General features: G+C 60.4%; 10 protein-coding genes. 4 read left to right on the top strand and 6 right to left on the bottom strand.

What is annotated here, in order from left to right; genetic code table 11:
- Positions 1-82: 82 nt before the first annotated feature.
- The 3 genes from ACR0CR_RS06530 (at position 83) to ACR0CR_RS06520 (ending at position 4,937) form a co-directional block, all read left to right on the top strand.
- On the top strand, positions 83-3,277 hold the full coding sequence (locus tag ACR0CR_RS06530) for a valine--tRNA ligase (RefSeq protein WP_480597758.1): 3,195 nt from the start codon (positions 83-85) through the stop codon (positions 3,275-3,277).
- A 131-nt stretch (positions 3,278-3,408) separates the two neighbouring features.
- On the top strand, positions 3,409-4,572 hold the full coding sequence (locus ACR0CR_RS06525; RefSeq protein ID WP_480597756.1) for a benzoate/H(+) symporter BenE family transporter: 1,164 nt from the start codon (positions 3,409-3,411) through the stop codon (positions 4,570-4,572).
- Between the two features lie 32 nt (positions 4,573-4,604).
- A complete protein-coding gene (locus ACR0CR_RS06520; protein WP_480597755.1) occupies positions 4,605-4,937 on the top strand; it encodes a DnaJ family domain-containing protein in 333 nt (110 codons plus the stop codon).
- Here the strand turns inward: ACR0CR_RS06520 and ACR0CR_RS06515 are convergent, their stop codons facing one another.
- Positions 4,938-5,720 (bottom strand): crotonase/enoyl-CoA hydratase family protein, encoded by a 783-nt coding sequence (locus tag ACR0CR_RS06515; RefSeq protein ID WP_480597754.1) that lies wholly within the window; start codon positions 5,718-5,720, stop codon positions 4,938-4,940.
- Positions 5,721-5,778: 58 nt separating this feature from the next.
- Positions 5,779-6,855 (bottom strand): SMP-30/gluconolactonase/LRE family protein, encoded by a 1,077-nt coding sequence (locus ACR0CR_RS06510; protein WP_480597753.1) that lies wholly within the window; start codon positions 6,853-6,855, stop codon positions 5,779-5,781.
- A 93-nt stretch (positions 6,856-6,948) separates the two neighbouring features.
- Here ACR0CR_RS06510 and ACR0CR_RS06505 point away from each other — a divergent pair, with 93 nt between their 5' ends.
- A complete protein-coding gene (locus tag ACR0CR_RS06505; RefSeq protein ID WP_480597752.1) occupies positions 6,949-8,058 on the top strand; it encodes a pyridoxal phosphate-dependent aminotransferase in 1,110 nt (369 codons plus the stop codon).
- 127 nt (positions 8,059-8,185) lie between these two features.
- Here ACR0CR_RS06505 and ACR0CR_RS06500 read toward each other — a convergent pair whose 3' ends face one another.
- Genes ACR0CR_RS06500 through zwf form a run of 4 tightly spaced genes read right to left on the bottom strand, consistent with a single transcriptional unit; the run spans position 8,186 to position 13,318 of the window.
- The gene (locus tag ACR0CR_RS06500) at positions 8,186-9,376 is read right to left on the bottom strand and encodes a pyridoxal-phosphate-dependent aminotransferase family protein (RefSeq protein ID WP_480597751.1); all 1,191 of its coding nucleotides are present in this window, start codon (positions 9,374-9,376) and stop codon (positions 8,186-8,188) included.
- A 51-nt stretch (positions 9,377-9,427) separates the two neighbouring features.
- The gene (locus ACR0CR_RS06495; RefSeq protein WP_480597750.1) at positions 9,428-10,060 is read right to left on the bottom strand and encodes a bifunctional 4-hydroxy-2-oxoglutarate aldolase/2-dehydro-3-deoxy-phosphogluconate aldolase; all 633 of its coding nucleotides are present in this window, start codon (positions 10,058-10,060) and stop codon (positions 9,428-9,430) included.
- A gap of 4 nt (positions 10,061-10,064) precedes the next feature.
- The gene (gene edd / locus ACR0CR_RS06490) at positions 10,065-11,870 is read right to left on the bottom strand and encodes a phosphogluconate dehydratase (protein ID WP_480597749.1); all 1,806 of its coding nucleotides are present in this window, start codon (positions 11,868-11,870) and stop codon (positions 10,065-10,067) included.
- 2 nt (positions 11,871-11,872) lie between these two features.
- Entirely contained in the window at positions 11,873-13,318 is a 1,446-nt protein-coding gene (zwf, locus tag ACR0CR_RS06485) for a glucose-6-phosphate dehydrogenase (RefSeq protein ID WP_480597748.1), read from the bottom strand.
- Positions 13,319-13,420: the final 102 nt, after the last annotated feature.

Genomic DNA, 13,420 nt, shown 5'->3' with positions numbered 1-13,420 from the left:
CGGCGGCGCGAGGCCTTCCCCTTCCCGCCTCCATTCGCTATTGCAAACGCTGACCCAAGATTGATGACGCAGGACGCACCCCATGGCGATGGAAAAGACATTTAACGCGGCCGAGGCCGAGGCCCGCATTTATGAGGCCTGGGAGCAGGCCGGAGCCTTCAAGGCAGGCGCGAACCGCTCGCGCAACGAAAGCTTTACCATCATGATCCCGCCGCCCAACGTGACGGGTGCGCTGCATGTAGGACACGCGTTCAACAACACGTTGCAGGATATCCTGACCCGCTGGCACCGGATGCGCGGGTTCGACACGCTTTGGCAGCCCGGTCAGGACCACGCCGGTATCGCCACGCAGATGCAGGTGGAAAAAATGCTGGCCGCCACCGGCCAACCCGGACGGAGTGAACTGGGGCGCGAGGCGTTTCTGGACAAGGTCTGGGAATGGAAGGGTGAATATGGCGGCACAATCATTGAACAGCTGAAACGTCTGGGCTCAAGCTGCGATTGGTCGCGCAATGCGTTCACCATGGCGGGCGCACCACGTGATCCGCGCACGGGCCACGAAAATTCTGCGAATTTTCACGACGCGGTCATCAAAGTCTTCGTCGATATGTACGAAAAGGGCCTGATCTATCGCGGTAAGCGTTTGGTCAACTGGGATCCGCATTTCGAAACCGCGATCTCGGATCTTGAGGTCGAGAATATCGAAACGCCGGGCCATATGTGGCACTTCAAATACCCGCTGGCCGGGGGCGAGACCTATACCTATGTCGAAAAGGACGAGGACGGGAATATCGTGCTTGAGGAACAGCGCGACTATATCTCGATTGCCACGACGCGCCCCGAAACCATGCTGGGCGATGGCGCGGTTGCGGTTCATCCATCGGATGAACGTTACGCGCCAATCGTCGGGAAACTCTGCGAAATTCCCGTTGGTCCGAAGGAGCATCGCCGTCAGATTCCGATCATCACCGATGAGTACCCTGATCCGGATTTCGGCTCGGGTGCGGTGAAGATCACCGGCGCGCATGACTTCAACGACAATATGGTCGCCAAGCGCGGCGGCATTCCGATGTACCGCCTGATGGACACAAAAGGCGCGATGCGAGCCGATGGCGCGCCTTATGCCGAAGCGGCGGATTTGGCGCAGAAAATCGCGCGTGGCAAGGACTTTACCGAGAACGAGATCGACGCGATCAACCTGATCCCCGATCACCTGCGCGGCCTCGACCGGTTCGAGGCACGGGCGAAGGTCGTGGAAGAGATCACCGCCGACGGTCTGGCCGTGATGACCCGCGCGGATGATCCACGTCTGGGTGTGAAGCTGGGCGAGGATGATGACACGGCGGCGCTGGTTCCGCTGGTCGAAAGTAAACCAATCATGCAGCCCTTCGGCGACCGCTCGAAAGTGGTCATCGAGCCGATGTTCACCGACCAGTGGTTCGTGGATGCCGAAAAGGTCGTCGGCCCCGCACTGGATGCGGTCAAGGACGGCGCGGTCAAGATCATCCCCGAGTCGGGCGAGAAGACCTATTACCACTGGCTGGAAAACATCGAGCCCTGGTGCATCTCGCGCCAACTGTGGTGGGGGCATCAGATTCCGGTTTGGTATGGCATAAACCCCAAAGCTATCACCATGGCAGAAGAAAAAATCGCCATATTCAAATCCCTTACAGAAATTTCTGGCAGCACGAAACGTAACCCGGAAAATGAAAAACTGTTCCAAAGGCTTGACGAGCTTGAAAGGCTTATGATCGCGCTTCCTGATATTGCGATCTGTGCGCCTAATGAAGCTGAAGCTGAGGCAAAAGCAATGAGCCTATATCCCACTGGGGTAAGTGCGCTCGCCCGAGGTATTGAGGCAGAGGCCCAAGCCCCTACATCCGACCGTGGATATGTCGAACAACCGTCATCTTTCCTTGTGTCCGAAGAAGGTAAGATTACGGCTGTAAAACTAGTTCGCGACCCCGACGTCCTCGACACGTGGTTCTCGTCCGGCCTCTGGCCGATCGGCACGCTGGGCTGGCCCGAGCAGACCGAAGAACTGGAACGCTACTTCCCCACCGACGTTCTGATCACCGGCGCGGATATCCTGTTCTTTTGGGTCGCGCGGATGATGATGATGCAACTGGCCGTGGTCGATCAGATCCCGTTCCACACCGTCTACCTGCACTCGCTCGTCCGGGACGAGAAGGGCAAGAAGATGTCCAAGACCACCGGCAACGTCATCGACCCGTTAGAGATCGTGGACGAATTCGGCGCCGACGCGCTGCGCTTTACTAACGCCTCGATGGCGGCCATCGGTGGCGTGCTGAAACTGTCGCGCGACCGCATCACCGGCTATCGCAACTTTGGCACCAAACTGTGGAACGCCGTCCGCTTTGCCGAGATGAACGAGGTCTTCACCGATGCCGTTCCGCAACTGGACGTGCCTGACCTGAAACCCAAAGCCGCCGTGAACCGCTGGATCATCGGCGAAACCGTTCGCGTGCGGGCCGAGGTCGACGCGGCACTGGAGAGCTATCGTTTCAACGATGCCGCCAACGGGCTCTACGCCTTCGTCTGGGGCAAGGTCTGCGACTGGTACGTGGAACTCTCCAAGCCTCTGCTGCAAGGCGACGACGCCGAAGCTCAGGCCGAGACCCGCGCTACAATGCGCTGGGTTCTGGATCAGTGCATGATCCTGCTGCACCCGATCATGCCGTTCATCACCGAGGAACTCTGGGGTCTGACCGGCGCGCGGCCAAAGATGGTCGTCCACGCCGACTGGCCGACCTATGGCACCGAACTGGTCGATGCGGAAGCGGATCGTGAGATGAACTGGGTGATCTCGGTGATTGAAAACACCCGCTCGGCCCGTGCGCAGATGCGGGTTCCGGCGGGGCTCTATGTTCCGATGCTGGTGACGGAAATCGACGCCCACGGTCAGGCCGCATGGGACCGCAACGAGGCGCTGATCAAGCGTCTGGCCCGCATCGACAGCCTGACCAAGGCGGATGAATTGCCCAAAGGCACCATCTCGATCGCCGCCCCTGGCGCATCGTTCGGCCTGCCGCTGGCTGACATCATCGACATCGGCGCAGAAAAGGAACGGTTGGAAAAAGCTAAGGGCAAACTGGCCAAAGAACTCGGCGGCCTGCGCGGCCGTCTGAACAACCCCAAATTCGTGGCCTCGGCCCCGGAAGAGGTGGTTGAAGAAGCCAAAGCCAACCTTGCCGCCCGCGAGGAAGAAGAGGCGAAACTGAACGAAGCGCTGGCCCGCCTGGCCGAAATCGCTTGATCTTCACCTATTACCAAATACTCAAATCCGGAACCCCGCCAAGCAAACTTCGGCGGGGTTTTTTGCGCTGAAACACCTGTTCCCCCGCGCCAATCCTTGCTAGCAAAGGCCGTCGATTGACCGAGGATCGCATGACCGCCCAGCCTCCGCCACTACAGACCGTTTCCACCGGCTTGGTTGTCGCTATCGTCGGCTTTTTCAGCTCATTCCCGATTGTCCTGCAGGGGCTTGCTGCGATGGGGGCGTCACCGGCTCAGGCTGCCTCTGGCCTGATGATGGCGGCGATTGCGATGGGGCTGGCGGCCATTGGGCTGAGCCTCTGGTACCGGCAACCCATCAGTGTTGCGTGGTCCACGCCCGGGGCCGCCTTGCTCGCTGTGTCTTCCCTGCCGGCCGCCGGGTTTTCCGAGGCCGTTGGCGCATTCGCCTGCGCCGGCGCTCTGACGGTTCTGGCTGGGCTATGGAGACCGCTTGGCCGTCTGGCTGCGGCAATACCAGTCACGCTGGCGCAGGCGATGCTGGGCGGCGTGTTGCTGCCGCTGTGCATTGTGCCGTTCAAGGCTGCTGTCGATCTGCCATGGCAGGCCATACCGGTTATCCTGACATGGTTTGTCGCGGGCCGGATCAACCGGCTGTTCGCCGTGCCCGCCGCAGTGGTGGCCGCTGCGGTCGTTGTTGTTCTGAATGCGGGCGATGCATCGGTTGTGCCGGCCCGACTGGCCTCGGCCCCGGTTTGGACCATGCCGAAATTTTCGGTTGCCTCGATCATCGGCATCGGTGTTCCGCTGTTCATCGTCACCATGGCCACGCAGAATATCCCCGGCATCGCGGTGATGCGCAGTTTTGGGTATCAGCCAGTGTCCGGGCGTCTGTTCTCGTCCGTCGGAGCAGCAAGCATCCTGTCCGCACCTTTTGGTGCCCCAGCTACCTGTCTGGCCGCGATAACCGCTGCCATGTGCTCGAACCCGGACAGCCACCCGGATCCCGCACAGCGCTATTGGTCCGCCGTGATGGCGGGTGTCTTCTATTGCCTGTTCGGCATCTTCGCCGTGGCGATCACAGGGTTTGCAATTCACGCTGATCCGCTGCTGATGGGAACATTGACCGGCATTGCCCTGATCGGTGTGATGGCCAACGCCACCGCCGCCGCGCTGGAGGTTCCTGCGGAACGCGAGGCGGCCATCCTGACTTTCGCGATCACCGCCTCGGGCGTAACCGCTTTCGGGCTTGGTGCTGCAGTCTGGGGATTGCTCGTCGGAGGGCTGGTGCATCTTATGGCCAGTCGTTCCCGCTAGCGGCTGCCGGGAAATCAGCGTATGATCCAGCCATGTTCGGATCGTTTGGAAAACTCATCGAACGCCAGATCAAAAAGGCGCAGGCCGAAGGGCAGTTGCAGGGCCTTGAAGGCGAGGGCCGTCCCCTGCCTGACCGCTCGTCCGAGGCGCAGACGGACCCAGCCATTGCCGCTGGTCACAGGATCATGGCGCAGGCGGGCGTGCTGCCCGAAGAGTTCACGATCAAGAAAGACCTGGATGCCGCCCGCCGCGACTATGCCACTCTGACCGAGCCAAACGCGCGCAAACAGGCGATGGCACGCATCGCCGATCTTGAGATGCGCTATAACATGGCACGCGACGCCCGGCGCGCCTTTTTGCGCTGATTATTTGAAAACCGGCTTGCGCCCTTGCATCTGGGCCATCACAACCTCCATTTGATCGGGTTTACCGATTAAATCCACCTGCTCGGCGGACTCGGCCATCAGGACCTGGGCCCGAGGTTGTGTTTCGGAGACCTCGATCAAGCGTTTGGCGGCGCGGATAGCCGATGAGCTTTGGCCCGCGATATCCTCTGCCAGTGCAATCGCCTCGGTCAGAGGATCATCCGACAAGCGCGTTACCAAACCCCATTCTGCCGCCTGAGCCGCTCCTATGGGGCGCGCAGTGTAGGTCAGAAGACGCAGCACGTCCGATCTTACTAGCTTTGGCAACAGTACCATCCCGCCCATGTCGGGAATGATGCCCCACTTCATCTCCATCACGGCCAGTTTGGCTTCGGGATGGGCGATCCGTATATCGGCGCCCAGCGCGATTTGCAGGCCGCCGCCATAGGCCACGCCTTGAATGGCGCAGATCACCGGCATCGGCAACCGTCGCCAGATTAAGGCGAGTTCCTGCATCTCGTTGGCGTCTTCGTGGCTGCGGGTCATCAGCCATTCCTTGGGGTCGATCGTCGCCATTTTGGCAAAGTTCGCCATGTCGATACCCGCGCAAAAGCTCTTGCCCTCTCCCGACAAAACCACCGCACGGGCGTCCGAGGCCGCGACCTCCTGACCGGCATTCAGAATGGCCTTGATCATCGCGTCATCCAGCGCGTTCATCTTGTCACCACGCGTTAGCGTGACGTGGGCAATATGATCTTTGTATTCTAAGGAAACGCGTGACATGCGGACCTCCCAACCTTGGCTTGGGCAATCATGCCCGGAAGGCCCGCGGAGTTCCAGATCAACGTTGGGGCAAATCCGCTGCGGGCATCCGACCGAACCAAGGCGAATCCAGCGTCATCACGTAGAACTGGTCACCAATAACCTTGCCGCCGGTAGTGATGCCCAAACGCCCATCGGGGTCCTGCAGGTTTTGCAGAATTGCCCCTTCGCCATCGAACTGGATCATCATGCCGCGATGGACCGGAGCGGGCCTGACCGCGGGGCCCAGTCGCCAGATGACCTTGCGCAAGAATGGATACCCCATCAACGCTTCGGTCGGCGCGCGGGGACTGGCGAATGCCATCCAATAGGTGCCGTCGCCCTGCGCCTCGATGTTGTCAGGGTATCCGGGCAGGTTATCCAGCAAGACCTCCTGTGTTCCGGCTTTTGGCCCCTTCAGCCACAATTTGTGCACCCGGGCACGCCCCGTCTCGGCGATCAGCAAGAAATCCTCGTCCGGGGACAGCGCGACGCCATTGGTATAAACGAAACCTTCGGCCACCTTTTCCGTAGTTCCGTCTGGTCGATGACGCGCGACATAACCCGTGTCCGATTGCTCCCAAATTGTCAGCACTGATGTGGGTTTTGTTCCACCCATGGTTTCGGGATCGAACCGGTCTGACGAATTGGAAAAGTAGACTGTTCCGTCCTCTGCCACGTCCAGCTGATTGGCATAAATAACCGGTGTCCCGTCGATATCAGACACCACTGTTTCAAGCGTTCCGGGCCCGGTCCATCGCATCAACCCACGATAGCTGTCGGCAATGTAAAGCGCACCATCAGGCCCAACCTGAAGACCCAGCGGACGTCCGCCCAGGTCATCGACTTTGACCGGAGATTTTCCGTCAATACGATAAAGAGCGCCGGACAAGGAGGTCGTAAAAATTTTCCCGTCGGGGCCAACCGCAATGTCTTCTGGGCCTTCTTCGCCGTCGGGCAAGTCGATTAGTTCAAGCGTGTCCAGAGCATTGTTTGTGACAAATTCACCGGTAAACCCAGGCGCTTCGGGTAGCTCAGAGGCGACCGGATCAACATCAACGGGCCAAAAAACCAAATAAGCCAGCCCGATCACGATCAGGCCAAGTACAATGCGCATAAATTAAATCTCCAAATTTCTTCCGGCAGATTGCGGCAGCTTGGCGCGCAACGCAAGGTTGCCTGATGCCTGACCTTGCGTTTATCTGCGCACATGACTGAACCACGCTACACCCCGCTTGCCCGTTCCCTGCCCGCAACCGTGCCGTTTGTCGGCCCAGAAGCGCAGGAGCGTCGGCAAGGAGCGCCTTTTGTGGCGCGATTGGGTGCGAATGAAAGTGTGTTCGGGCCATCCCCCCGCGCGATCAAAGCGATGTCTGAAACCGGCATCTGGATGTATGGCGACCCTGAAAACCACGAATTGCGACATGCGCTGGCCGAACATCATGGCGTCCGCGCCGAGAACATTGTTGTGGGCGAAGGGGTTGATGGCTTGTTGGGTTATCTGGTGCGGCTACTTGTCGGCCCAGGCGATGCGGTAGTGACGTCCGACGGAGCTTATCCGACGTTCAATTATCACGTGACTGGCTTCGGAGGCGTGTTGCACAAAGTACCCTATCGCGACGACCATGAGGACCCTGCGGCCTTATTCGCCAAAGCAGCTGAGGTTGGCGCAAAACTGGTTTATCTGGCCAATCCGGACAACCCAATGGGCAGTTGGCATTCAGGCGCGGAAATCTTGACGGCGATGGAAAACATGCCTGACAATTGCCTGTTGGTATTGGACGAGGCTTACGTCGAATGCGCGCCGGAAGGAACGGCCCTGCCTGTTTCGGCGGATAATCCACGCGTCATTCGGATGCGGACGTTTTCCAAAGTCTATGGCATGGCCGGCGCGCGTGTCGGCTATGGGATCGCGGCGCCGGACCTGGTTTCGGCTTTCAACAAGGTGCGAAACCATTTCGGAATGAACCGTGCCGCGCAGGCAGGGGCTTTGGCTGCGTTGCAGGATGTAGAATGGCTTACACAGGTAAAGGCACGCATCGCTGAGGCACGCAGCCGGATTGCTGAAGTTGCCCGGTCGCACGGGCTGGAACCCTTGCCGTCCGCTACCAACTTCGTTGCCATTGATTGCGGTCGAGACGGGGTCTTTGCCAAGGCCGTTTTAGACTCATTGGTGGCACAGGGCATATTTGTTCGGATGCCGTTCGCGGCCCCTCAGAACAGATGTATTCGGGTCAGTTGTGGGGAACCGACGGATCTTGATGCATTTGCTGCGGCATTGCCTCGCGCGCTTGCGGAGGCGCGGGCGCAAACCAGTTGACTTAGGGTTTTGTGGGTACAGTATCACGGGGGCTGTCTGCCCCCCATCGCGCAGGGGCGCGATTCCCCCCGAGGATATTTTTGGCCAGATGAAAAGGCGGATCAGGGATCATACCCGAAAGAGGGGGTCAGGCGGTTAAAGCGGCTGCGGCGGCTTCGAGTGCGCCTTTGCCCCGGGGTATGTCAAGGGCGACCATGGCCGTTTCCATTCCGCCCAGCATCGCCATTACCATCTGCGCGTTGATGTGGCCCATGTGGCCCAGGCGGAAACAACCGTCCCAATCTTCCATCCCTAGTCCGATCCCCAGAGTGAGACCGAGATTGGTTTCGGTGAATTGGCGCAGAGGCGTGCCATGCCCGTCGGTCAGGCGCAGCGCGGTGACCGCGTGGCTGCGCTGTGACCGGTCGGCGACGTTGAGCTGCAAAGCCGGACCTTCGGCCCAAGTTTCGCAGGCGGCCCAGATTGCGGACGCGAGGCGTTCGTGGCGGGCCCAGACATGATCGATCCCTTCGGCGTGAATCATGTCAAGCGCGGTACGCAAACCAAAGAGGTGGTGCGTGGGCGCCGTGCCGTTGAAATACTGGTAGAACAGGTCGGGTTCTGCGCGCGGTGCCCAGTCCCAGTATTGTGAGACACGGGGCATCGCCGCGCGTTTGGCGGTGGCCTTTTTATTGAAGAACACGAACCCAATACCCGCCGGCGTCATCAGCCCTTTCTGGCAAGCAGTGACCATCACGTCGACGCCCCAGTCGTCCATCTCAAACCGATCGCAGCCCAGCGAAGCGATGCAATCGGCCATCAGCAGGGCAGGATGGTTCAAATCGTCCAGCAACCCGCGCAACGCCGGGATGTCGTTGCGGATCGAGGTTGAGGTGTCGACATGGACGGCCAACACGGCCTTGATCTGATGCGAGGTATCGGCGCGCAACGCGTCGGCGATCCGGTCCATGTCCCAGACAGAGGACATGCCAAAGTCGATGATCTGTGCCTTGGCCCCAATCCCCTCGGCCATTTCGGCCCAACCGTGTGTGAATCGACCCGAGGCGGGCGCCAAAACGGTTTCGCCGGGGGCGATCACGTTGGACAAGGCGGCTTCCCATGTACCGTGGCCGTTCGCGATGTAGATAGCCACGTCATGTTCGGTGCGCGCAACGCGACGCAGGTCGCGCGTCAGCGCAGGCATCATCTCGATCAGTTCGCCGTCATAGATGTTGGGCGATGGGCGGTGCATGGCTTGCAATACGGCGTCGGGCATCACCGAAGGGCCGGGAATGGCCAGATACTCGCGCCCATGCGCGAGGGAGATGTGGTTTGTCATGGGATCAACCTGTCTGAATTGACGCCCACCCTAGCGAGTCGCTTGGTGGCGTCAATCCATCAGACGGGATGCCTCACGGGCGAGTGTTTCGATGCCCGCCCAGTCCCCGTCCATAACCATTTGCTTGGGCGCAACCCAGCTGCCACCGGCACAGATCACATTGGAAAGTGACAGGTAATCGCGCGCGTTGGACGGAGATACGCCTCCGGTCGGGCAGAACGTGATCTGCGGCAGCGGTGCGCCAATTGCTTTAAGAGCAGGTGCGCCGCCCGAGGCTTCGGCTGGGAAGAATTTCAGCATGTCATAACCTTTTTCCAGCAAGGCCATTGCCTCGCTGGCGGTGGCCGCGCCGGGCAGCAGAGGCAAGCCTTCGGCCTCACATGCAGCGATCAGAGCATCGGTCGCGCCGGGGGAGACGCCGAATTGCGCACCGGCCTCCTTGGCCGCACGGACGTCTTCGGGCGTAACAAGGGTCCCCGCGCCGACGACGCCGCCGGGCACCTGAGCCATCGCGCGGATCGCGTCCAGTGCAGCGGGTGTGCGCAAGGTGACTTCAAGCGCGGGCAGGCCACCGGCGACCAATGCTTCAGCCAGTGGGCGCGCATGCGCTGCGTCATCAACCACCAGGACCGGAACAATCGGGGCCAGGGCGCAGATTTCGCGGGTTTTTTGGGTTTTGGACATGAGCTTAAACTCCGAAAATGCTGGCACCCGTGTCGGCGGAGCCGACATTCTGGCGGAAAGCGCCAAACAGGTCACGGCCAACGCCGTGTTGGTTGGCTGTGAGATCGGCGGTGGCCGGGGCACGGTCGAGAACGCCCGGCGTCAGGATCTCCAAGTCGCCATTCACCGCATCAACGCGTAACAAGTCACCATCCTGCAAATAGGCGATGGGGCCACCGTCCAGTGCCTCAGGGCAGATGTGGATAGCGGCGGGGACCTTGCCGGACGCGCCAGACATACGCCCATCCGTGACCAGCGCCACTTTTTGCCCCCGCCCCTGCAGAATTGACAGGATCGGTGTCAACGAGTGCAACTCAGGCATTCCATTAGCTTTTGGTCCTTGGAAGCGGACGACAACAATGACGTCGCCGGTGAACTCTCCGGCCTTGAAGGCGTCTTTAACCGCGTTCTGATCGTGGAAGACGCGGACAGGCGCTTCGACCACCTGATGCTCTGGCGCGACGGCCGAGACTTTCATGACCCCGGTGCCCAGATTGCCTGTCAGACGTGATAGGCCACCGGTGGGCTGGAACGGGTCCGTCGCAGGGCGGACGATCTTTTCGTTCAGGCTGTGGCCTGCGCCGTCTTCCCAGACCAACTCACCGTCTTTCAGTTTCGGTTCCTTGGTGTAGTTGTGCAGGCCCTGCCCCGCCACAGTCAGAGTGTCGGGGTGCAGCAAGCCATCGTCCAGCAGCGTGCCGATGGCAAAACCTAAGCCCCCTGCGGCGTGGAAATGGTTCACATCGGCCAGACCGTTGGGGTAGACCCGTGCGACCAGAGGGACGACCGCGGAGATGTCAGAAAAATCCTCCCAATCCAATACGATACCGCCTGCCCGCGCCATCGCGATCAGGTGGATCAGCAGGTTCGTTGACCCCCCGGTCGCCATCAGGCCGACGATACCGTTGACGAAGGCCCGTTCGTCCAGAATCTGGCAGACCGGTGTGTAGTGATTGCCCAGCGCGCTGAGCGAAAGCGCGCGGCGGGCGCCTTCCTCGGTCAGGGCATCGCGCAACGGCGTGTTGGGGTTGATGAAGCTGGAACCGGGCAGGTGCAGCCCCATGAACTCCATCAGCATCTGGTTGGTATTGGCGGTGCCATAGAAGGTGCATGTGCCGGGGCCATGATAGGCGGCCATTTCGGCTTTCATGAGCTCATCGCGGCCCACTTCTCCGGCGGCGAATTTCTGGCGAACCTTGGCTTTTTCGTCGTTCGGCAGACCGCTGGTCATTGGACCCGCGGGCAAAAAGACGGCAGGCAGGTGACCAAAGGCCTGCGCACCGATGACCAGACCCGGCACGATTTTGTCACATACGCCAAGGAACACAGCAGCGTCGTAAGTGTTGTGGCTGAGCGCCACGCCAGTCGCCAACGCAATCACATCGCGTGAGAATAGGGATAGTTCCATCCCCGCCTCGCCTTGCGTGACGCCATCGCACATGGCAGGCACACCGCCTGCGACTTGCGCCGTGCCGCCTGCCGCACGGATCGCGTCACGGATCAGGGCCGGATAGCGCTCGAACGGCTGGTGGGCGGAAAGCATATCGTTATAGGCAGTGACAATACCCAGATTGCCCGCCGTCCCCGTGGCCATGGACTGTTGGTCCGGCCCTGCCCCGGCATAAGCATGCGCCTGACCGCTGCAGGACAGATGCGCGCGAGCGGGGCCTTTGGATTTGGCATGCTCCATCCGGTCCAAGTGCGGGCCGCGCAGGTCGGCGCTGCGATCGATGATCCGCTGCGTGACGTCCGTGATAACGGGATGAACCATGATTACCCTCCGATCTGGCGCCAGCGGCGCCCATCGCGATGCATCAGCATCAGTGCTTCTTCAGGCCCCGAACTGCCTTGATCGTATTTCGAGGGCCGGTCCCCGCGTTCTTCCCAACCATGTATGATGGGGTCGACCCAGGCCCAGGCGGCCTCGGCCTCATCCCCGCGCATGAACAGGGTTTGGTCGCCGCGGATCACGTCCATGATGAGGCGTTCATAGGCATCAGGCGCGCTGGAATCGGTGCCCAATGCATCCGCGAAACTCATGTCCAACGCCACGTCTGATAGGCGGAACCCGCCGGGACCGGGGTCCTTGATCGTTGTGCGCAGCGTGATGCCTTCGTCTGGTTGAAGGCGGATCACCAGTACGTTCCCCCGCAGTGGGCCGACATTCGGAAAGATCGTGTGCGGTGGGTCGCGGAAATATACTGCGATTTCAGATTCACGCGCCCGCAGACGCTTACCAGTGCGCAGGTAAAACGGCACCCCAGCCCAGCGCCAATTGCCCAGATGGACCTTGAGCGCAATGTAGCTTTCGGTGCGGCTGGCCGGATCGCCGACGTGATCCAAATACCCATCGCCACCTTCGTCGGTGCGGTACTGACCGCGCGCGATATCCGAGGGCGCGACGGGCTCTAGCGCCTCGATCACTTTGACCTTTTCGTCCCGCACCGCGTTGGGCGAGAACTTGGAAGGCGGCTCCATCGCCGTCAGACACAGCAATTGAACCAGATGGTTCTGGATCATGTCGCGCATTGCGCCCGATTGGTCATAATATGCACCACGCCCCGAGACCCCCACGGTTTCAGCCACGGTGATCTGCACGTGGTCGATATGGGTGGCGTTCCAAAGCGGCTCGAACAGGGAGTTTGCGAACCGCAGGGCCATCAGGTTTTGCACCGTCTCCTTGCCCAAATAGTGGTCGATCCGATAGATTTGATGTTCTTCGAAACAGGCGCGCAATCCTTCGTTCAACGCCTTGGCCGAGGCCAGATCATGACCAAAGGGTTTTTCCACGACAATCCGGCTGTCCGTGGTCGCAAGACCATGATCATTCAATCGCTGGGCAATGCCGGAAAACAGGCTGGGTCCAACCGACAGATAGAACGCGCGCACCACATCCGGGCGCAGGGCTTTGGCCATGTCGGCCCACCCTCGCTCGCCCAGCGCGTCCATCGAAACATATTCGACCTGCGCCAAGAACCGGTCCAACACGTCCTTCTTGAACTCGGGTGCGAACTCTTTCATCGACGCGCGCAACTGATCGCGAAAGCCTTCGCTGTCCATCTCGGACCGCGCCGTGCCAATGATCCGGGCCCCTTCGGGCATCTGGCCGACCTCGAACCGGTGATAGAGACCTGGCAGTATCTTGCGCTGCGCCAGATCGCCGGTAGCTCCGAACAGCACCAGATCAAACGGGTTTACAGGAATAACGCGTGAAACCATCAGCGGGCTCCTTCAAATCGCACTTGCACCGTTCAGGCTTCTGATCCTGTGATGCCCATCATGTTAACGCTAACATTGATCGCGTGAATATGAAAAACCGGT

Source organism: Ruegeria sp. AM2 (genome assembly GCF_056540685.1).
This window is presented reverse-complemented; position numbering and strand designations above follow the sequence as displayed.